This is a genomic window from Caballeronia sp. INML1 (assembly GCF_023631085.1).
GTDB classification, from domain to species: Bacteria; Pseudomonadota; Gammaproteobacteria; order Burkholderiales; family Burkholderiaceae; genus Caballeronia; species Caballeronia turbans.
On sequence record NZ_JALQDT010000056.1, the window covers coordinates 132,601 to 153,063 of the forward strand.

General features: G+C 63.7%; 16 protein-coding genes. 2 read left to right on the forward strand and 14 right to left on the reverse strand.

From position 1 onward, the window contains the following. The first annotated feature begins 280 nt into the window (after positions 1 to 280). Positions 281 to 3,112 carry an ATP-dependent Clp protease ATP-binding subunit gene (locus tag NCR38_RS21675; RefSeq protein WP_250477578.1) on the forward strand — a complete coding sequence of 944 codons (2,832 nt, stop codon included), beginning with the start codon at positions 281 to 283 and terminating at the stop codon, positions 3,110 to 3,112. Positions 3,113 to 3,166: 54 nt separating this feature from the next. Here NCR38_RS21675 and NCR38_RS21680 read toward each other — a convergent pair whose 3' ends face one another. The 4 genes from NCR38_RS21680 to NCR38_RS21695 all read right to left on the reverse strand — a co-directional run bounded on the left by NCR38_RS21680 (position 3,167) and on the right by NCR38_RS21695 (position 5,681). Further along, positions 3,167 to 3,439 carry a UBP-type zinc finger domain-containing protein gene (locus NCR38_RS21680; RefSeq protein WP_061119005.1) on the reverse strand — a complete coding sequence of 91 codons (273 nt, stop codon included), beginning with the start codon at positions 3,437 to 3,439 and terminating at the stop codon, positions 3,167 to 3,169. Between the two features lie 65 nt (positions 3,440 to 3,504). Beyond that, positions 3,505 to 4,740, reverse strand: coding sequence for an NAD(P)/FAD-dependent oxidoreductase (locus NCR38_RS21685; protein WP_061119004.1), 1,236 nt, complete (start codon positions 4,738 to 4,740; stop codon positions 3,505 to 3,507). A 349-nt stretch (positions 4,741 to 5,089) separates the two neighbouring features. Further along, complete coding sequence (locus NCR38_RS21690) at positions 5,090 to 5,365, reverse strand: hypothetical protein (RefSeq protein ID WP_250477579.1); 276 nt, start codon at positions 5,363 to 5,365, stop codon at positions 5,090 to 5,092. Between the two features lie 181 nt (positions 5,366 to 5,546). Beyond that, complete coding sequence (locus tag NCR38_RS21695; RefSeq protein WP_250477580.1) at positions 5,547 to 5,681, reverse strand: DUF1269 domain-containing protein; 135 nt, start codon at positions 5,679 to 5,681, stop codon at positions 5,547 to 5,549. Between the two features lie 831 nt (positions 5,682 to 6,512). On the opposite strand from NCR38_RS21695, the gene NCR38_RS21700 reads away from it, so the two are divergent. Beyond that, entirely contained in the window at positions 6,513 to 7,433 is a 921-nt protein-coding gene (locus NCR38_RS21700; RefSeq protein WP_061119002.1) for a LysR family transcriptional regulator, read from the forward strand. On the opposite strand, the gene NCR38_RS21705 is transcribed toward NCR38_RS21700, so the two are convergent. From NCR38_RS21705 to NCR38_RS21750, 10 genes are all read right to left on the reverse strand, one after another. After that, on the reverse strand, positions 7,430 to 8,131 hold the full coding sequence (locus NCR38_RS21705) for a sterol desaturase family protein (RefSeq protein ID WP_061119001.1): 702 nt from the start codon (positions 8,129 to 8,131) through the stop codon (positions 7,430 to 7,432). The two genes, NCR38_RS21700 and NCR38_RS21705, sit on opposite strands and share 4 nt — an antisense overlap. A 62-nt stretch (positions 8,132 to 8,193) precedes the next feature. After that, complete coding sequence (locus tag NCR38_RS21710; protein ID WP_061119086.1) at positions 8,194 to 9,570, reverse strand: MFS transporter; 1,377 nt, start codon at positions 9,568 to 9,570, stop codon at positions 8,194 to 8,196. A 94-nt stretch (positions 9,571 to 9,664) separates the two neighbouring features. Further along, complete coding sequence (locus tag NCR38_RS21715) at positions 9,665 to 11,392, reverse strand: GMC family oxidoreductase (protein ID WP_061119000.1); 1,728 nt, start codon at positions 11,390 to 11,392, stop codon at positions 9,665 to 9,667. Positions 11,393 to 11,421: 29 nt separating this feature from the next. Then, positions 11,422 to 12,228, reverse strand: a complete 807-nt coding sequence (locus NCR38_RS21720) for an enoyl-CoA hydratase/isomerase family protein (protein ID WP_061118999.1) — start codon at positions 12,226 to 12,228, stop codon at positions 11,422 to 11,424. 6 nt (positions 12,229 to 12,234) lie between these two features. Beyond that, positions 12,235 to 13,806, reverse strand: coding sequence for an AMP-binding protein (locus NCR38_RS21725; protein ID WP_061118998.1), 1,572 nt, complete (start codon positions 13,804 to 13,806; stop codon positions 12,235 to 12,237). Next, positions 13,799 to 14,344: a (2Fe-2S)-binding protein gene (locus tag NCR38_RS21730; RefSeq protein ID WP_061118997.1), complete on the reverse strand. Its 546-nt coding sequence runs from the start codon at positions 14,342 to 14,344 to the stop codon at positions 13,799 to 13,801. Before NCR38_RS21730 ends, NCR38_RS21725 begins: the two co-directional genes overlap by 8 nt. After that, on the reverse strand, positions 14,341 to 15,162 hold the full coding sequence (locus NCR38_RS21735; RefSeq protein ID WP_061118996.1) for a xanthine dehydrogenase family protein subunit M: 822 nt from the start codon (positions 15,160 to 15,162) through the stop codon (positions 14,341 to 14,343). Before NCR38_RS21735 ends, NCR38_RS21730 begins: the two co-directional genes overlap by 4 nt. Then, positions 15,159 to 18,182 (reverse strand): molybdopterin cofactor-binding domain-containing protein, encoded by a 3,024-nt coding sequence (locus NCR38_RS21740; protein ID WP_061118995.1) that lies wholly within the window; start codon positions 18,180 to 18,182, stop codon positions 15,159 to 15,161. Before NCR38_RS21740 ends, NCR38_RS21735 begins: the two co-directional genes overlap by 4 nt. Continuing rightward, complete coding sequence (locus NCR38_RS21745; protein ID WP_061118994.1) at positions 18,179 to 18,799, reverse strand: UbiX family flavin prenyltransferase; 621 nt, start codon at positions 18,797 to 18,799, stop codon at positions 18,179 to 18,181. The genes NCR38_RS21740 and NCR38_RS21745 overlap by 4 nt, the downstream gene beginning before the upstream one ends. Further along, positions 18,792 to 20,294, reverse strand: a complete 1,503-nt coding sequence (locus NCR38_RS21750) for a UbiD family decarboxylase (RefSeq protein WP_061119085.1) — start codon at positions 20,292 to 20,294, stop codon at positions 18,792 to 18,794. Before NCR38_RS21750 ends, NCR38_RS21745 begins: the two co-directional genes overlap by 8 nt. Positions 20,295 to 20,463: the final 169 nt, after the last annotated feature.

The window sequence follows — 20,463 nt, forward strand, 5'->3', positions numbered from 1 at the left end:
GACGTTTTGGGCCACCACGCGCGTTCGGGCGATTTCAGCGAGCGATTCCATTGCCGTCGACCTCGATCGTGCCGATACGCGTCATGCGCGTGCCCAAGCGGTAGAAACAAGGCAGACCGCAAAGCAAATCGAGATTAGGTAAGCCGCGAATCCCGCGAGGTCTCGCCGCGAGGGATCGTAAAGCAGGCGGCCGGCGAGGCAGAGATATCCAGGATGTGGACAACCCCAGTCGCCCACATTTCAACGCACAGCGCGTGGGCAGAACCTCAAGAGGAACATCATGGCCAAATGCAGTGTTTGCGGCAAACCGGCGACTACACAGATCACGATCACCGAGAACGGCCAGCGCCGCCAGTTGATGCTGTGCGACGAACATCACATGGAGTTCATGGCACGCCATCAGCGCAGCCTGTCGCCACTCGAGTCGCTTTTCCACGGCGGGTTGTTCGAGCGCCTGTTCGAGGAAGGATGGTCGCCATTCGAAAACGGCGGCACGGACTGGGAGCGGGCCGGACGTTCCGCGCCTGGCCGCGGGTCGGCTTCGGCCGGGTCATCCGGTCCGTCTGAAGCAGCGGGCGGTCCCGACAGCAGCGGTGCCCGCCCTCGCCGACGCAGGCGTGCACGCGAGGCCGTCGACCTGCAAAGCTTTCTGAGCGAAAGCGGACTCGACCGGTTGCAGGCGGCCGCGCAGAAAGCCGTCGAGTTCGGCAAGAACGAGGTCGACACGGAACATCTGCTGCTCGCGCTCGCCGATAACAACGTGGTCAACGAAATCCTGCGAGAGTTCAAGCTCGATGCCGACGATATCAAAAGGACAATCGAACGGGACGCGCCGCGCGGTTCGGCCAAATCCGATGGCGAGGAGGCCCGAATCGGCGTTTCGCCGCGCGCAAAGAGCGCGCTTGAAAATGCACTCGTGGCGTCGCGCGAGCTCGACCATAGCTATGTCGGCCCGGAGCACATCCTGATCGGTCTCGTCGAGGAAGAAGACGGCTTCGCCGGCGAACTGCTGCGCAAACTCGGGCTGACGTCACAATCGCTGCGTCAGAAAGCGGTGAAGGTGGTGGGCCAGGGCGCGGAAGACGGTAGCGTCGAAGGCCGCTCCTCCACTCCGACGCTCGATAAATACGCACGCGATCTGAGCCAACTGGCAAAGCGCGGCAAGCTCGATCCGGTGATCGGCCGCGACAAGGAAATCGAAACGACCATCGAAGTCCTCGCACGGCGCCGCAAGAACAACCCAGTGCTGATCGGCGAGCCAGGCGTCGGCAAGACGGCGATCGTCGAAGGTCTGGCGCAACGCATCGCGCAGGACGAGATCCCTGAAGTGCTGCGCGGCAAGCGCGTGCTCGAGTTGAACATCAACAGCGTGGTGGCAGGCGCGAAGTATCGGGGCGAATTCGAAGAGCGCGTCAAGCAGGTGCTTGACGAAATCGTTGCGAATCAGGACCGGCTCATCATTTTCATCGACGAGCTTCATACCATCGTCGGCGCGGGCCTGGGCGGCGGCGAAGGCGGGCTCGATATCGGCAACGTGTTCAAGCCGGCGCTCGCGCGCGGCGAGCTGCATCTGATCGGCGCAACCACGCTCAATGAATATCAGAAGTACATCGAAAAAGATTCGGCGCTCGAACGGCGTTTCCAGCCAGTGATGGTGCCCGAGCCGAGTGTCGAGGACACGATCGATATCCTGCGCGGCCTGCGCGACCGGCTCGAGGCGCATCACAAGGTGAAAATTACCGAAGAGGCGATCACGGCCGCGGCGAAGCTGTCGGATCGCTATATCGCCGCCCGCTTCCTGCCAGACAAGGCCATCGACCTGCTCGACCAGGCCGCGGCACGCGTGCGGATTTCGTCGAACTCGCGACCGCAAGCGCTGCACGGTATCGAGGGCTCTATCCGCCGTCTGCGACAGGAGCAGGACTCGGCGAGCGCGGCCAAACAGTTCGACAAGGCGAAGCAACTGCAGGAGAAAATCACGGCCGAGCAAGCTCGTCTGAACGAGTCGACCGAAGCCTGGAAGAAAGAACGCGGCACCAGTTCGCAGGAAGTCACGGCGGAAGATATCGCGCAGATCGTGTCCTCGCTGACCGGCGTGCCGGTCTCCGAGCTAACGGCCGAGGATCGCGAAAAGCTGCTGCGTCTGGAAGACCGTTTGAAGGAACGCGTTGTCGGCCAGGACGAAGCCGTAACAGCCGTATCGAAGGCCGTGCGACTTTCGCGCGCGGGGTTGACCGAAGCGGGCAAGCCGATCGCCAGCTTCCTCTTTCTCGGACCGACGGGCGTTGGCAAGACCGAACTCGCGAAGGCGCTCGCAGCCGCGGTGTTCGGCGATGAAAACGCGCTCGTGCGCATCGATATGAGCGAATACTCGGAACGCCACACGGTGGCCCGTCTCGTCGGCGCGCCTCCGGGCTATGTCGGTTACGAAGAAGGCGGCCAGCTGACCGAGCGCGTGCGGCGCCACCCATACAGTGTCGTGCTGCTCGACGAGATCGAAAAGGCGCATTCCGAAGTGCACAACATCCTGCTGCAATTATTCGACGAAGGACGTCTGACGGACGGCAAGGGACGGCTCGTGGATTTCACCAACACCGTGATCATCGCCACCAGCAACATCGGTTCGCAGATGATTCAGGACAACATGAAGGCCGATTCGAAACAGCTCGACTATCCCGCGCTGCGCGACCGGCTGATGGAAATCCTGCGGCATCACTTCAAGCCGGAGTTCCTCAACCGTGTCGATGAAGTGGTGGTGTTCCATGCGCTGGGCAAGGAGCAGATCCGCCGGATCGTCGATCTGCAGCTCCAGCGCGTGCAGCGCACGGCGGCCGCGCAGAATATCGAACTGTCGTTCGACGATGCACTGCGTGATCATCTGGCTACGGTCGGATACGATCCCGAGTTCGGCGCACGGATGCTGAAGCGCAAGATCCGTCTGGAAGTCGAATCGGAACTCGCCGACTCGCTGTTGAGAGGCGATGTGCGCAGCGGCGATGCCGTCGAAATCGGCTGGGATGCCGGTGAAAAGGCCGTACGTGTGAAGAAGCTGGCGGCGGAGGAATCGACGACCGCTGAAGAAACCAGGAAAACCGCCGAAGCCTCGGCCTGAGGCGCGGAAACGACGGGTGCGGCCGGCGGAGTCAACGCCGCCAGCTGTACCCGCTTACAGTGTCACCTCTCCTGCGATCATCTCGTCGCGATAGCACCAGATCCACGATTCGCCCGGTTCAATGGAACGCACCAGTGGGTGGCCGGTCGCATGATAATGCGCGCTAGCATGGCGATCGGGCGACGAGTCGCAACAAGCAACATGACCGCACGACATGCACAGCCGCAGATGCACCCAGGCGTGGCCGAGTTTCACGCAGTCCTCGCAATAGCGCTTCGTGGTTTGTAACACGCGGATGCCGTCCAGATGCGTGCAGGTGGGAGTCATGGTCAGCTCCTGGTGATGAGATTGGGACAAAGCGAGCGGATAGCGCCTCACTCATGCGAGGCACATCATGCGCCGCTCAGATAGCGGTGCACGAGCGCTACCGCCGTGGCTCCTTCGCCGACGGCGGCTGCCACGCGTTTGATCGAGCCATGGCGGACATCGCCGGCGGCGAACACGCCGGGCATGCTGGTTTCCAGATACAGCGGCTCGCGATCCAGCGGCCACTGCAGCTTCCGGTCCGTGTCGTGGAGGTCAGGGCCTGTCACGAGATAGCCGGCTTCATCGCGAGCCACGCCCACTTCTTTGGCCCAATCGGTCTGCGGCAGGCCGCCAATGCAAACGAAGAGCCAATTCGTCTTCACGCGTCGCGCTTCGCCGCCGCTGCGATGGGTCAGCGTGATTTCGCGTAGCACGTCGTCGCCGTGCAATGCGGTAACGGTCGTGCAGGTCAGCACCTCGATGTTCGACGCGGATGAAATACGGTCGATCAGGTACTGCGACAGTGTGCTTTTCAGCGACGTGTCGCGCACCACCATCGTGACGTGATTGCAGTACTGGGAAAAATGCATCGCGGCCTGCCCCGCCGAATTGCCGCCGCCCACGATGTACACGTCTTCGCCGCGAATCAGCGACGCCTCGCTCGCACCCGCGCCGTAGTACACACCCGCGCCGCTGAAGCGCGCTTCCTCCGGCAATTCGAGCCGCCGGTACGCGACGCCCGTCGCGCACACCGACGTGCGTGCCGTGATCCGCGTACCGTCTTCCAGCTCGACGATACCGTTGCCCGTCGAGAATTCCGCACGCACGCCGGCACGGGCCAGCAGGATTTCCGCGCCGAAACGGACTGCCTGATCGCGAGCCCGCTCTGCGAGCTCGGTACCGCTGACCCCGTGCGGAAACCCCAGGTAGTTCTCGATCTTCGAAGTGGTGCCGGCCTGCCCACCGACAGCCCAGCGCTCCACCAGCACCGTACGCAATCCCTCGGACGCACCGTAGACCGCAGCGCTCAGACCGGCCGGCCCGGCGCCATAGATCGCGAGATCATATTCCGAGCGTGACGGGCTGCGGAACCAGCCGAGCTTTTCGGTGATCTGCCGGATGGTGGGACATTCCAGTCGCGTGCCGTCGTGAAACTCGCACACCGGCAGGCGCGAGTCGCCGAGATGCTGCACGTGTGCCAGCTTCGCCGCCTCTTCATCGCTGTTGAGTTCGACCCACTCGAAGGGAATGTCGCAACGATGCAGGAAATCGCGGATCGCATAGCCTTCCGACGACCGCATGCGTCCATAGATCTTGACCATGTGTGCCTCGCCAATGTCTGTGTTGCGACATGTGTAGTCAACAGTCAAAGGGCATTCGCCGACGCTTCGATCTTTTGACGGATGACGCGGCGGCCCGTTGGAGGCCGTCACACACGGCTTGGGCCTCGGTTAGTCATTCTGGCTGAGCGGTCTCGGGACGAAACTTCGTCAACTCATCCGAAGCCTTGAATACGCTGACTGCGCGCGCCATGCGCCGGAATCGCTCTGCTCCGGTTGCACCGCGAACGCGTACCCTCGCCACGCGAACGTCTGTCTCTGCACACGGTATCCGGCGTCAGGCCGGGACGCCGCCTCGATTCGTTGAACGCACTGGCCCGCGCACGTCGTCTCAATCCGGCAGAATGAACTCCGTACGCATGTCCTCGATGACACGCCTGACCTCTCGAAGATAGTGGGCGCCGCTTTCATTGAGCGCGAGCATGTCCCAGTTCCGGCCGGAGGCATCGGGCGGATGCCGCTCCGGCAGCGGCACGCGGACTCGCAGATGGTGGGGAACGTCAGTTGCAAGCTGCTCGACGCGCCGTTGTGCTTCGTCGCGAATCTGTTCGGCCGTTTGAATCGACTTGGACATGGGCTTGCCCTCATGAGTGGCGAAGGTCGACACGGACTCACGTCGCGCGAAAGTCTCGCGCAGAGATCACGCGCAGGTGATTTAAGTCTAGTGCCTGTTCGGAGAAAGGTATGCGCTGGCGGTAAAGTACGTGCGATGACTAGCCGCGACGATCACCGCGCGCGACGAAAGTGATGCTTCGTTCACTTTCATGCCATCCTCGCCCGGGCGGTGTTCAGGTAGCCACGCCGCCGGTGTTCAGGCCCTCCAGTGCCTTTCTCAGACGTTCCTCCTCAACGTTCGTCAGAGACGTCTTCAATACCTTTCCACCGAACGGTTTCAGTTCCGGCAGGACCTTGTCGAAATTCACAAGTCGGCGACTCGGCAACGCTGCAGCGGTGCACCCGCCCGGCGCTTACTTCCGCATGCTGCGGGGGCCAGTGACGGAATGTAATCATCAATCAAGATTAGGCTTGCGCTGTATGCGGTTCTTCCGCCTTCCTGCCGAGACATGTCGGTTTTCGATCAGCGATGCAGCGACAACTTCACCCGTGTCATGCTTCAAGATTCCGCCTGCCGTTGAAGCGCGGCGAGCCGCCGTTGACGGCGCACATTCACAGCTTCGCTTTCTTGCCCCGCGCACTCTCGGCTAGCCCTTCGATACCGGTGTCCGCGTTGCGACACACGTTTCGCAGGGACGGCTCAGGCGCAAACGCGTTTGCTCGAAATTCGCGCTGAACGTAATCGAGGCCCGTTGGGGTGCAAGAAGTGCGGGGAGAGAGAGAAGGACTATCAGGGGCTTCAACCTGACTGTGGGATGAAGCCCAGTTCGTCGAAGGCCGCAATCGCGGCGCGAAGCTTGCGCCAAAGCGCGCCACCAGCGCGTCGCGCTCGGTAAACATTGTTTGCTTCCCTCAGAGCCGCAATCAATGACACGCACAATGAAGTCGGTCCTGTTGCACTAACCGAGCACCCCGTTCTGCTTTGACAGGGGACGTCCAAAGCGTACCTTCGACGTCGGTGGCGAACAAACCGCCTGAACCATCCTTCAGTGGCGATAATGCGTGCATCCACTCGTCGCTTTCCATGTCGCGCAGGCGCGTTCCTGAGGGTTTTCGGCGGCTCGCCGCTGCGTTGATAGCATGCTTCGACCTGTGGCTACACTGGCAGTTTCCGGCTTTCCCCACCGCGATCGGGCATCATGGACCTCAAGCAAATCCAGTATTTCATCGCCCTCTTCGAGGATGGCTCTGCCACGCGCGCGGCCAAGCGCCTCAATATCGTGCAGCCCGCGCTCAGCATGCAGATTTCAAAGCTCGAAGCCGAACTGCGACAGAAGCTCTTCGAACGCGGCCCGCACGGCATGGCGCCGACCGAAGCGGCGCGCCTCATGTATCGCCTGTACACGCCGATCATGCGCGACATTGAGCACGCGCGCGAGCAGTTGAGCCGGCGCGACATGATCATCACGGGGCGCATTTCGCTCGGAATGGTGGCGTCGGAAGCGGAAAGCGTCTTGCCGGAGTCGCTCGCGAGGTTTGACGCGCTCTTTCCGCAAGTCGAGGTATCGGTGGCCGACGGCTTCAGCGCACAGCTCATCGATGCGGTCGAGGCAGGCCGGCTCGATGCCGCGATCATCAACAAGCCGCGCGGTCGCCTCGCGCTCGATGTCGAGCCGTTGCTGGTCGAGGAAATGGTGTTCGTGACGAGCGCCATACATGGCGTCGAGCTACCGCACGAGATCGATCTCGCGAATATGTCCGGGGTAGAACTCGTACTGCCAACGCGCCGCAACGGCCTGCGCGGCGCGCTCGACGCCGCGCTGATGGCCGCCGATATCGTCATCAAGCCGAAGTTCGAAATCGATCTGCTGAGCTCGATCGTGCAGTTCGTCGAGCAGGGAAATATCGCGACGATCCTGCCGCGCGTGGTCGTGCAGCGCAAGGTGGATGAAGGCGTGCTGCGCGCTCACACGATCACATCGCCGCCGATAGTGCGGCACATCATCCAGGTCACACATCCAAAGCGGCCGATCGGCCCCGCCGCACAGGCGCTCATCACGATTATCACTGACGAGATAAAGCGCGTGACGACGGGTGTTTTGGCAAAGCAAGCGCCTTAGCGGCTGCGTTCCAACGGTTCGCGCGCACGACTCGGAACGTCGCTTCGCGTGCCAAACAGCGTGTCGCAGATCGGGAACGTGAGGTTGAAGTTCTGTGTCGCCATCACTTCGGGATCGTGGTGTGTGGCGTGCAGGCGCCGCACTGTGTTGACGAGCGGAACGCGGTCGAGGAAGGGGCTGTCGGTGAAGTGTGAGAGCGTATGCAAGCCTTCGTACATCAGAAAGTACGCCGCCATCGTGAACAGCGCGATGTAGCCTGCGTTGCGAGAGAATACGAACCCGATCACGAGCGCGAACGGCACGGCCGCCAGCACGAACGCAACCGGCGCGAAAGGCGGAAACAGCAGCGCGCGCCAGTGACGGTGGCCCTTGTATTCAAGCGTCACATGCGTGAAGAACCGGTGATGGACCGCGCAATGGCGCTTGTAGATCATGCTGAAATACTTCGTCGGACGATGCAGCACGTAGCGGTGCGCCGCCCATTCCGCCCAGTTGCCGAACAGAAAGAGCGGAATGACCGCCAGCCATTCGGCGAGCGTCGGCGCATGAAGCTGCATCAGGCAATACACGATCACGCCGCCGGTGAAGAGCAATGTGAAGCCGAGGTGCATCTCGCCGCGATACCACCATGGCGTGGCATTGACATACTCGTCACGGAACTTGTAGGAACGCGCACGAACGTCTTCTTCGTATTTCATCGATGTCTCCAGCTGTTGTGAAAGGCGTGCGCCGGTTGGCGTCCGCCGTTATGTCCAATGACTCAGGAGGGACTGCGCGCGGAACCGCCTTCGAGCTTGCCAAGCGTCTCGGGCACGACGAATGCGCCCACGAGGAAGATCACGCTGATCGCGCCGATGAAGATGGCTAGCGTCATCGGCAGCTGGCTCGCGTCCTTCGCCACCAGCGACACGGCCGTCGGCATCATCCCGCCGATCGCGAAGCCGATATTCCAGGAAAGGCCCGTGCCGGTCGCGCGGATCGAGGTCGGGAAGCGTTCGTTCAGGAAGATCAGGATCGGCGCATATCCCGCGCTGCCAAGCGCGCTGAGAAGGACTGCATAGATGCCGACCATCATGATGCTGTCCGCGGTAGGCAGCAGCAAAAACAGCGCGGGCAACGCGACGAGCCGGATCAGCCCGATCCACACGAACGCACCCTTGCGGCCGATGAACGTGCTGAGGTGCCCTGCCGCGATCGATGCGATCACAACCGCGACGCTGCAGATCATCAGGATCGCCGCGGCCGCACCGTTGGGTGCGTGGCTGACTACCTTCAGGAACGTCGGCAGGTAGCCCGATGTCAGATAGTAGCCGCTGCCGCCGCCAATCGTCAGGAGCAGGTTGACGAAAAGGATCTTGCGATAGTCGCGCGAGAACAGCGTCTTGAGCGGCGAGCGCACAACTTCTACAGGCGCGCTCTTGACCTGCGCGGTCGCCCTCGCAGCCTTTTCGGCGGCGAGCTTCTTCCAGAGAGGCGACTCTTCAAGGCTGTTAAACACGAAGAGACCGAGCACCGAGCTGATGATGCCGGTGAAGAACATGCAGCGCCAGCCCCATACGTCAAAGGCATCGCCGGGGAAAAGCGCCGACATCGCGAGGAACGTTACCGAGGCGAGCAGCGCGCCGAGCCCTGCCCCGCCGCCGCCAATCAGTCCCGACACCGCGCCGCGATACTTCGGCGCGACGGATTCCGTTCCGATGGTATGCGTGGACGCAACCACGCCGCCGACGAACACGCCCTGGATGAGGCGCAGCAAGAGGAAGAGAATCGGCGCGAGCACGCCGGCTTGAGCGACGGTCGGCAGCAGGCCGAACGCGGCCGTCGACAGGCCGACGCCGACCACCGCCACGATCATCGCGCCTTTACGGCCACGGCGATCGGCGTAAGAACCGAAGAGCGCGGAGCCGAGCGGGCGCATCAGCAGTGTCACGGCGAACGATGCATAGACGGCGGCGAGAGAAAGCATCGCGTTTTCGGAGGGAAAGAAAAGACGCCCCACCACTGGCGCGACATATAAGAGCACGAACAGATCGAACAAGTCCAGTGCCCAGCCGAGACACGAAGCTACCACTGCGCCCATCACCTGTCGCTGATCGACAGCGGGTGCGGCGGCGCCATTTTGCGCTGCTACGGACATTTCCATCTCCTTGAATTCACCGGGCCATCTCTCGATCGACCCGGTGTTGAAGGCACGTTGTTATGGCGTGCTCTTATTGCCGTTAAGAAACTTGTCAGTGCGCGGCGGCGAGCGGCGTCGTTGTCCATGCGCTGCCTGCGCGTCTCCTGACCATTGCGTCGGCGATCTTTTCGGCAATCATGATGGTCGGGATATTGGTATTCGCCGAAGGCAGTCGCGGCATCAGCGATGCATCAACCACTCGCAAGCCTCGCGTTCCGTGCACTCTGCCCTCGGTGTCGGTCACGGCGCTGCGCTCGCGCGCGTCGCCCATGCGGCACGTTCCGCTTGCATGCCATACGCCAAAGACGTTCGCGCGGATGAAATCCGCGAGCGCGCGTTCATCGGCGAGCAGCTCGGAGATCCTGAGCCCCCGCGTGAAAAAGCGTTCGATCAGCAGGCGGCGAATCGGCGCGGGTGTATCGAGCAGCGTGCCGAGCACCGAAGTCAGCAGCGCGTTGCCCTCGCCAACACGGCTTAGCGCCTTCACGCGCGGCGAAAATGCCGCAGGAAAGAAATCGCGCTGATCGTGACCGAGGCCCGATGCCGCGACGATCTTCGCGAGCACCCGCACGCCGATCGCAAGCCGATCGAGGTCGCGTTCATCGTCGAGCAAATTGAGTTCGACACGCGGTGCGACCGCTGCATCGGATGAAACGAGCTGCACGCGGCCTCGCGAATACGGCCGGTTGCACCAGAGAAAGAAGAGACCAAGCCGGTTGCCGAGCGAATGCCATGCGGCACGCGTCGCGCTCGACAGATACAGATCCGACGATTCGCCGCCATCGACGCCCGACGTGAAACGAGCCGCCGTCATGCTTGCGCGCCGCCGGGAAAGCGGCATACGAAAGCGCGGTTCGAGAAAATGGCAGAAGGTGAGCGACGGATGATCCTGCAGATTGCGCCCGACGCCTGGCAGGTCGACGCGGCATCCAATGCCGAGCTCGCCGAGCTCGTGCTCCGAACCGATGCCCGCGCGCATCAGCAACGCGGGCGACTGGAGCGCGCCTGCACAAATGACGACCTCATCGGCGAAGAGACGCACCCGCTCGCCGTTCGGCGCCACCGCGACCACGCCCTGAGCAGCGGTCCCTTCCATCACGATTCGCTCGACACGCAGGTTCGAATAGACAGTGAGATTGGGCCGCTTGCGTGTCGCTTCGTCGAGGTACGCGACAGCGGTAGACACGCGTTTGTCGTCGATATTTGAGAACGCCCCCGGGAAAAAGCCATCGCCGAACTCGGCATTCTGGTCCTGCAAGGCGGCGAAGCCGTTCGCACGCAGACCATCGGCGAACGCGTGACAGAACGGGGGCCAGTTTTCCGGCATGATGCGGCGGATCGGCACTGGACCATCGCTGCCATGCAACGCCCCGGAGGGGAAATTCACATCACGCTCGAGCTTGCGAAAATAGGGCAGCACGTCGTCCCATGCCCAGCCCGGCGCGCCATTTTCGGCCCACTCGTCGTAGTCGCGCGGCAGGCCGCGATTCGCCGACTGCACGTTGATACTCGACCCGCCGCCCATCACACGGCCCTGCTCATACACGCGCGGCGCCGATGTCTTTGTCGCCTTCGCTTTCAGATCCGGCCAGATGTAGGTATCGCCGCAAAAGACGGGCATTGGATAGCTGTCGAGGATATGCGCGGGCACCGCGCCCGGCGGCGTATCCGCGCCCGCCTCGACCAACGCGACGCGCAGCGACGGCACCGCCGACAGTCGATGCGCGAGCACGCATCCCGCCGATCCGCCACCGATGATCACGTAGTCGAAACGTTCCATTGCCTGTCTCCTCGTCTCTTGCTGGCTTCTCAGGAACCGCGGAACGCGGGATTGCGCTTGCCGTGGAACGCTTCGACGCCTTCACGGAAATCGTCCGAGGTTCGCAGACGGCTATAGCAATGCCCTTCGAGTTCGATCGCGATCGAGAGCGGCGCATCTTCGGAATCGTTGAGCAGCTTCTTCGCCGTGCGTTGCGCGAGCGGCGAGAACGTCCGCAACTCGTTCACGAGTGCATCGGTGGCAGTTTCCAGTTCCGCATCCGGCACGCACTCGACCGCGATGCCCCACTCGTACGCCTGCTTGCCCGGTATGCGGCGCGAGCGCATCACGATGTCCTTGGTCCTGCCGATGCCGACCATCTGCTGCAAGCGCGCCGATCCGCCCGAGCCCGGAATCTGCCCGAGCTTCTGTTCGGGCAGTGCATAGAATGTGGTCTCGGTCGCTATGCGGAAGTCGCACGCAAGTGACAACTCGAAGCCCACGCCGAAGCAGAAACCGCGATTGGCCGCGATCACCGGCTTCGAGCAGCGCGCGGGCGCCGCGATATTCCAGGCGAGCTTCGAGACATGCTCGGGCGAAGCTTCGAGAAAGCCCTTGATGTCGCCGCCGCTCGAAAAGTGCTCGCCCTTCGCGCGCACGACGATGACGCGCACGCGATCGTCTTCGTCGAGCGCTTCGAACGCGGCGCGCAACTGGTCGCGCGCGTGCATCGAGATCACGTTGAACGGCGGGCGATGCAGGATGATGTCGGCGCGCTCGCGCCCGGCGTCGATCTCGATCGAGAAGCCGTCGAGGTCCTTTAGCAGTGCCTGGCCGCGATGGATCAAATCGGTCATGGTGGTCTACTCCTTCGTGATTTCGGTGTGGTGTGCAGCGGATGCGGACGAACCGTCATCGCATTGATATTCGCCTGCGGATAGCTTGCGGCGCAGGATCTTGCCGACCGGCGATTTCGGGATGTCGTCAACGAACACGTAATCGCGCGGACGCTTGAAGTTGACCAGGTCCGACTCGCGGCACCATGCGTCGAGCGCGGCTGAATCGACGTAGTCACGGCGCTTGATGAACGCGACCACGCGCTGGCCCCAGCGCTCGTCCTTCACGCCCGCGACGGCCACTTCATCGACCGACGGATGCAGCGAAAGCACCGATTCGATATCGACCGGCGAGATGTTCTCGCCGCCGCTGATGATCATGTCGTCGACTCGTCCGGAAACGTAAAGGTCGCCGTCTTGGTCGAAGTAGCCGGTGTCGCCGGTGAAGTACCAGCCTTCGCGAAGCGACTTCGCGTTGGCATCGGGGCGGTTCCAGTAGCCTTCGAACGCTTCGTCGCCGAGCAGGTCCGCGATGATCTGGCCTTCCTCGTTCACCGGCGCGAGATCGTCGGGCGACTTCGCATCGAGCTTCACGACGCGAAGTCGCGTGTTGATGCCCGCACGTCCCGCGCTGCCCGGCTTTTTCGTCGCGTCCTGGTCGATGCTGAACGTGTAGACCTCGGACGAGCCGTAGTGGTTGACGAACAGTTCCGGCGCGAACGCGGCCGAGAGGCGCTTGAGCAGGCCATCGTTCATCGGCGCTCCCGCGAAGCCGAGCTTCTTTACCGACGAGGTATCGATGTTCGCGAAGGCGGAATCGGCGAGCAGGTCGTGATAAAGCGTCGGCACGAGATACAGGCACGTGAGGCTGTGCTTTGCGATGGAGTCGAGCGCGAGCCGCGCGTTCCAGCGCCGCACACAGACGAAGAGACCATCGACGAGCGCCATCGAGAGCAGCGAGCGCACGCCCATCGTGTGATAGAGAGGCATGACCCCGAGCGTGCGTTCGCCGTGCCGGTACAGGTTCTGCGCGACATGCGCGAGCGCGCCCGCGCGTTCGTGCCGGTGACGGCGCGGCACGCCCTTCGCCTTTCCGGTCGTGCCCGATGTGTAGAGGATCAGCGAGAAATCGTCTGCATTCGCGTCGGTGGTCTCGCCTGCATGCGTGCGTTCGACGAGCAGCGCGTCAAAGGAGGTCGTGCGGCCTTCTGCATCATCGAGTCCGATGCGCGGCACGTTTTGCGCCGCGCTGCTTTGCATGACGGCATCCGCGCACACCGGTTCGAAGACGATTGCCTTCACGTCCGCGTCAGTCACACAGTAGTCGAGTTCGTCGGGTTTGGCGCGCCAGTTGAGCGGCACGATCACGATGCCTGCGAACTGGCAGGCCCAGTGCAGCGTCGCCATTTCCCAGCGGTTTTGCAGCACGACGAGCAGCCGGTCGCCGCGTGAGAGACCGAGTTCGCGCAAGCCATCGGCGACATCAAGGATGACGCGGTGCCACTGCGCATAGGTGAATTGCAATTCTCCATCGACGAGCGCGAGCGCATGCGGGCTGCGCTCGACGCTTTGCAGGAACGTGCGGCCGAGATCAAGCATGCTCGACCTCCTCGCCTTGTTCGCTGCGGATGCGACCATTGCGACGTGCCGCAACGTCGAGCACCGCCTGGACAATCGGCGTGTAGCCGGTACATCGGCAGATATGGCCCGAGAGCATCTCGCGCACCTGCTCTTCACTCGGATCGGGCACGCGTTGCAGATAGTCCGCACACGACATCAGGATGCCCGCGGTGCAGAAGCCGCACTGCAGCGCGTGATGCCGCTGGAACGCCTGCTGCAAGTCGCCGAGCGTCTGATCGGGTGCGAGACCCTCGACCGTATCGACACGCCTTCCCTGCACTTGCACCGCGAGCATCAGGCACGAACGCGCCGCGACGCCGTCGATGTGCACCGTGCACGCGCCGCACACGCCGTGTTCGCAGCCGACATGCGTCCCGATCGCGCCGAGCTCGTGCCGAATGAAGTCCGACAGCAGTTCGCGCGGCTCGCAATGGCCGCTGCGTTCGCGGCCGTTGAGCGTCAGCGTCACGCGCTGCGCTTCGCCTTGCCGCAGGATGTTCGTCGATGTCTTGCTCACTTCGCCTCCTCAATCACGCGCCATCCGAGTTGCCGGACCAGATGCCGGCGATACTTCGCGCTGATGTGGGCGTCGTCCTGCGCGCCCAGCTTCCAGCTCAAATCGTTCAATGCCCCGCGCAGGTCGTCGCCTGAGAGGCGCGGCCAGCGTTCGACCGTCGGCCGGTCCGCAACGCCGCCCACCGCGATGCGGATCGCGTCGTCCGTCACGACCGCCGCGCACGCGACCATCGCGAAGTCGCCGTGACGGGCGGAAAATTCGGTGAACGCGTAACGCTCGCCCGGCTTCTTCAGCGGAAAGCGCACGGACTCGACGAGTTCGTCCGGTTCGCGCGCCGTCATCAACATGCCTTGAAAGAAGTCCTGCGCCGCAAGCACGCGCTTTTTCTTCGTCGAGCGCAACGTCACGTCGCCGCCGAGCACGGCAAGCACGAGCGGCAGTTCGGCGCTCGGGTCCGCATGCGCGATCGAACCGCATACGGTCCCGCGATTGCGGATCTGAAAATGCGAGATATGCGGGAACGCCATCGCGAGCATCGGCACTTCGTTGCCCAAGCTCTTGCGCCATTCGACGCTCCCTTGCGTCGCCGCCGCGCTCACGCGCAATTGCCCCGTCTTGTCGTCGGCATGAACCTCGTTCAGTTCTTCCGTACGCGAGATGTCGACGAGCACGCGCGGTTGCGCGAGCCGCATGTTGAGCACCGCCATCAGCGACTGGCCGCCCGCGAGCACGCGCGCGTCCTCGCCGAATCGAGCGAGCGCATCGAGTGCTTCGTGCGTCGACATGGCGCGCAGATAGTCGAACGGGGCGGGCTTCATGTGCGGCTCCTGAAACGCGCGATGACGCGTGAAATCCATGAACCGCCCGCCTGCACCGGCCGGCCGGCGGCCTGTCTTCCGAGCGATTCGAAGAGTTGCTTGAGCACTACTTTCGCCGCGCCTTCGAGCATGCGGCCGCCGACCGCCGCGACCTTGCCCGACACCTGCGCTTCGTAGTCGTAGGACAGCCGCGTGCCGTGGTCAGTGGGCGTGAGCTCGACGAGCCCGTTGCCGCGCGCGCTGCCCAGCGGCGAGATGCCCGCGCCCGAAAGCCGCAGCCGATGCGGCGCGTCGATCTCCGACAAACCGATGCGCGCTTCAAAGCGCGCCTTGATCATGCCGACGCCGACCGTCACATCCGCGCGATACTGGTTCGGCGCCGTCTCGTCGAGCGCATGGCAGCCGGGGATGACCTTCGCGAGCGCTTGCGGGTTCAGCAAGACGGCGAAGACCGCTTCGGGCGTCGCGGGCAAATCGACCGTGCCTTGCGCCGTCAGCGCCTTGCCGCCCGGCGTCGCGGGCTTCTTCGCGGGCGCGTCGCGCAGTTCGGGCCGCGACGGCTCGGGGTCGTCGATGCCGATCAGCGCCATCACTTTCGACGGCGTGAGCGGCAGGCGAATATCGTCGACCCCGAGCGCATCGGCGACGGCATTCGCGATGCACGGCGGCGTACTCATGTTGTTGCCCTCGCCGAGACCTTTCGCGCCGAGCGGCGTGAACGGCGACGGCGTTTCCAGATGCACGATCACCGGATCGGGCACTTCGCAGGTAGTCGGCATCAGGTAGTCGGCGAGCGTGCCGGACTGGAAACTGCCGTCCGCGCCATAGCGGAACTCTTCCATCAACGCCGCGCCGAGACCTTGTGCGAACGCGCCGCGAATCTGGCCGTCGGCGAGTGCGGGGTTCAGCAGCGTGCCGGCATCGTGCGCGGTCACGTAGCGGTCGATTCGCACGCGGCCCGTCGCGCGATCCACTTCGACGCCGCACATATCGAACGCGAATCCATAGGCCGCCGACGTGTTGATGCGATCGTTCTCGTCGGGCGCCTCCATGTTCGGGGGCGTCCAGAAGACGGTCTCGCGCAAGCCTGGTTCCTCGCCTTCGGGCAGGAGCGCGGGCGCCCAATGCGGCGCGTTGCTCGCGATGCGCGGAAACGGCAGCGCGCGATCCTCGGCGCCCTTCGGGTAGATGCGCGCGCCATCGAAGCAGACTTCCTCGGGCGCGCAGCCGAACTGTTTCGCGACGATGCGCGAAAGCTTGTCGCGCACCCGTACCGCGGCGAGATGCACGGTGCCCGCCACCGCTCCCGCAAAGCGGCTCGAATAGTTGCCCGACGCGACGGACCACGCGTCCTTGTGCGTGTCGAACTCGACGTTCACAACGATGTCTTTCGGATCGAGCCCGAGCACATCCGCGACGACTTGCGCGCACACGGTCATGTGGCCCTGCCCCGCCGGCGTCGACGCCACCGTCACGACCACGCCGCCGAGCAGATCGACGCTCACCGTCGCGCTTGCGATCGCGCCGCTCTTCGGACCGGCTTTCCTGCGCGCTTCGGCGGGCATCACGGTCGTGATGTAGCCCATGTTGGACATGGAAGGCTCGACGATCGCCGCAAAGCCGATGCCGTATAACCGCCCTTCGCCGCGCGCCGCCTCGCGCCGCGCGACGAGTGCGTCGTAGCCGCCGTCCGCGAGCGCGCGGCGCAACACTTCCTGAAAGTTCCCCGAGTCGAGCAGCGCGCCCGCCGCCGCGCGATATGGAAATGCATCGGCAGGAACGAAGTTGCGCCGGTATACGTCGAGCACGTCGAGCTTCAGCTCGATCGCGATGCGCTGCATCAGCCGTTCGAGCGCGAAGTAGACCTGCGGACCGCCGAAGCCACGCACGAGCCCGGTCGGCGTCTTGTTGGTCAGCACGACGCGATTGCGCACGACGAGGTGGTCGATGGCATACGCGCCCGTCAGGCAGCCGTGCATCCGGTAGAACGTCGCGGGTTCCGGCGCGCGTACGTAGCCGCCGACATCTTCGAGCTGATCGTATGAAAGCGCAGTAATGCGTCCGTCGTTTTCGACGGCGGCTTCGATCGTGGAGAAGCGCGCGGTCGCCGAAGTTGCCGCGCTCAGATGCTCCAGCCGGTCCTCGACCCACTTCACCGGCGCGCCCGCCTTGCGCGATGCAAGGCACATCAGCACGACATAGGGAAACACCGCCTGCTTCACGCCGAAGCTGCCGCCCGAATCGCGCGGCGCCTTGTGACGCAGACGATTCGCCGGCACGTTCAGCGCCATCGCCATCACGGCGTGCAGCGAAAACGGCCCCATGAAGTTCGAGGTGACGTCGTAGCCTTCGTTGCCCGACAGATACTCAGCGATCACCACGCCGCATTCGATCGGCGCACACGTGTTGCGCGGGTAGTGTGCGACTGACTTCACGCGATGCGGCGCCTTTTCAAACGCTGCTTCGGGATCGCCGTAGCGAAAATGCCGGTCGCTGATGACGTTCGTGCCGACGCGGTCGTGCAGCACCGGCGCATCGTCCTTGATCGACTCTTCGATCGATGTCACCGGATCGAGCATCGCGTATTCGACCTTGATGAGATCGAGCGCATCTTCGGCAAGCGCCCGCGATTCGGCCATCACCACGGCCACCGGCTCGCCGACATAACGCACGCGATCCATCGCGAGCGACCATTGCTCCATGGGGGACTTCACGCCGACGACAAACGGCCGCGACCATGCGCGCAGATCGTCGCGCGTAAGGACCGCGCGAACGCCCGGCAGCTTCGACGCCGCCTGCGCATCGATCGATACGAGCTCCGCATGCGCGTGCGGCGAGCGCAGCACGGCCGCGTGCAATGTGCCGGGCTTGATCGCGATGTCGTCGCCGTAGCGGCCGCGGCCCGTCAGGATCGCGGGATCTTCGAGGCGCTGCATCGAACGGCCGACGTGGCGCTTCGCAAATGGCGCCTGCTTGGCGCGCGCCTCGATATGTGCGAAAGAAGTCTCGCGCTGGTTCATCGCGCGGCTCCTTGTTCGCAGCTTGCGAACTCGTCGGCGAGACCGCTCCAGCGCCGCGCGATCTCGCCGTGCTCGATGCCGAATAAATCCAGAATGCGGCCGACCGTGTGATCGACCACGTCTTCGATCGTCTTCGGATGCGCGTAGAACGCGGGCACCGGCGGCATAACGATTGCGCCCATCTCGGTGGCGAGCGTCATGTTGCGCAGATGCGCGAGGTTCAGCGGCGTTTCGCGCGCCACTAACACGAGGCGGCGGCGCTCCTTGAGCATCACGTCGGCGGCGCGCGTGAGCAGGTTGTCGGCGAAACCGTTGGCGACGCCTGCGAGCGTCTTCATCGAACACGGCGCGATCACCATGCCCTCGGTCAGGAACGAGCCGCTCGCCACCGCCGCGCCGATGTCGCGCACATTATGAACGACGTCGGCGAGCGCATCGAGGTCGCCGCGTCCGAGGCCAAGTTCCTGCGCCGCCGTGACCGCACCCGACGCCGACACGATCAGATGCGTCTCGTGCGTGCCGAGCCGGCGCAGCGCGGCGAGCAGGCGCACGCCGATCGCGGCGCCGCTCGCGCCCGAGATGCCGACCACGATGCGCGACTTGTTTCGCTCAGTCATGGTCGCGGCCCAGGTAAGCTTCGAAAGCGGCGTTGTCGCCGGCGACGAGCGCGTCGAGTTCGACCGTGTCCTGCCCGGGAATGCGAACGCGCGTAAACACGTGTTCTGGATAGACCACGGGGCGCGTCGCGTCGAGACCCATCTTTGCGCTCACACCTTGCAGATGCGGCGGCGCGTCCGCCGGTTGGCCCACTGTCGTTGAGGGATCGAGCGGCGAACCCTGTGCCCCCTCGATCACGACGAGATCGCGATCGGCCTGAAAGCGCGTCGCGATCGCCCATTCGATTTCGGCGGGATCGTGCACGTCCACATCGGTATCGACGACGACGACCTGCTTGATGTCGTAATGCGCGCCGAACGCGCACAGGATCACGTTCTTCGCTTCGCCTTCCCGCTTCTTTTCGAACTGCACCCAGAGGTGATAACGACACACGCCGCCAACCGACAGATGCACATCCGTGACACCCGGATGGCTGCGTCGCAGATGCGCGAGGAGCGTCGCTTCGCGGGGAATCCCGCCGAGTAACAGATGTTCCATCTCGGCGGGCACGATCGTATGAAAGACCGGATCGCGGCGATGCGTGACTGCCGTCACCTCGATCACCTCGCGCGCTTCCTTCGCGCTGTAATACTTCGGGAATTCGCCGAACGGGCCTTCCGGCTCGCGCACGTTCGGCAGAATGCGTCCTTCGATGACGATCTCGGCGAACGCCGGCACATGCACGCCGCTCGTCACGCATGTCACAACCGGCAGCGGCGCGCCATGCAGCGCTCCGGCGATCTCCAGTTCGTCGTGATCGATCGGCGTGATCGCCTGCGAAGCGAGCATCGTCAGCGGATCCACGCCGATCGCGACGGCCACGTCGAGGGCATCGCCCGCTTCCTCCGCGGCTTTCTGGAACGCGTACAGATGACGCGGCAGGAGCAGGATCGCCATGCGGTCCGGGCCGTGCACCTGAATGCGGTTGATCGACACGTTCTGCACGCCGGTGCGCGGATTGCGCGCAATGACGAGACCCGCCGTGATGTACGGGCCGTTGTCGTGTTCGCTGTGGGTGGGAATCGGCAGCAATGCGTGCAGGTCGATGCCGTTCGTATGAACGATCTCCTGACAGGGCGCGTTTGCGCGATCGACCACCCTCGATGCGATCGGCTGCGCGACCGCCGCAGAAAAGCGCGCGAGCAGGCCCGCTTCCTCCACGCCCAGCGCCTCCGCGATCCAGCCGCGCTTCGACATGAAGCCGGAGACGACCGGCACGCCCTTGCCGCCGGGCTGCGTAAAGAAAGCGGCCTGCGTACCGTCGAGCCGTTTGGCGATCGCGGCGAGTTCGTGTTCGAGCGCAACTGGCCGCTCGATGGTCGCGAGGCGGCCGGTCTTCGCGAGATGCGCGAGCCAGTCGCGCAGCGTGAGCGCTGACGTCTCTGAACGATTCGAAGCCCACGGAAGAGCAAAGGTGGAAGAGGTGCCGTGCGTAGCGGCATCGCGAATATTCATCTGCGTCTCCATCGGTCCCCTGCGTTTTTGCGGCCGGAGCGCCGCGGCAAGGGATGAAATGAAGCGTAGCGAGATAGCGATATAACTTCTAATACTGTTTTTTGATGCGTTGAATCATTAATGTTGATATCAGCGTTAGCCCCAATGACACAGGTCTTTCGGACCGATA

What these genes read in the sequence shown, in the direction of transcription:
- NCR38_RS21675 (WP_250477578.1), top strand. Translation starts at nt 281, where the DNA reads ATGGCCAAATGCAGTGTTTGCGGCAAACCGGCGACTACACAGATCACG.
- NCR38_RS21680 (WP_061119005.1), bottom strand. Translation starts at nt 3,439, where the DNA reads ATGACTCCCACCTGCACGCATCTGGACGGCATCCGCGTGTTACAAACC.
- NCR38_RS21685 (WP_061119004.1), bottom strand. Translation starts at nt 4,740, where the DNA reads ATGGTCAAGATCTATGGACGCATGCGGTCGTCGGAAGGCTATGCGATC.
- NCR38_RS21700 (WP_061119002.1), top strand. Translation starts at nt 6,513, where the DNA reads ATGGACCTCAAGCAAATCCAGTATTTCATCGCCCTCTTCGAGGATGGC.
- NCR38_RS21705 (WP_061119001.1), bottom strand. Translation starts at nt 8,131, where the DNA reads ATGAAATACGAAGAAGACGTTCGTGCGCGTTCCTACAAGTTCCGTGAC.
- NCR38_RS21710 (WP_061119086.1), bottom strand. Translation starts at nt 9,570, where the DNA reads ATGTCCGTAGCAGCGCAAAATGGCGCCGCCGCACCCGCTGTCGATCAG.
- NCR38_RS21715 (WP_061119000.1), bottom strand. Translation starts at nt 11,392, where the DNA reads ATGGAACGTTTCGACTACGTGATCATCGGTGGCGGATCGGCGGGATGC.
- NCR38_RS21720 (WP_061118999.1), bottom strand. Translation starts at nt 12,228, where the DNA reads ATGACCGATTTGATCCATCGCGGCCAGGCACTGCTAAAGGACCTCGAC.
- NCR38_RS21725 (WP_061118998.1), bottom strand. Translation starts at nt 13,806, where the DNA reads ATGCTTGATCTCGGCCGCACGTTCCTGCAAAGCGTCGAGCGCAGCCCG.
- NCR38_RS21735 (WP_061118996.1), bottom strand. Translation starts at nt 15,162, where the DNA reads ATGAAGCCCGCCCCGTTCGACTATCTGCGCGCCATGTCGACGCACGAA.
- NCR38_RS21740 (WP_061118995.1), bottom strand. Translation starts at nt 18,182, where the DNA reads ATGAACCAGCGCGAGACTTCTTTCGCACATATCGAGGCGCGCGCCAAG.
- NCR38_RS21745 (WP_061118994.1), bottom strand. Translation starts at nt 18,799, where the DNA reads ATGACTGAGCGAAACAAGTCGCGCATCGTGGTCGGCATCTCGGGCGCG.
- NCR38_RS21750 (WP_061119085.1), bottom strand. Translation starts at nt 20,294, where the DNA reads ATGAATATTCGCGATGCCGCTACGCACGGCACCTCTTCCACCTTTGCT.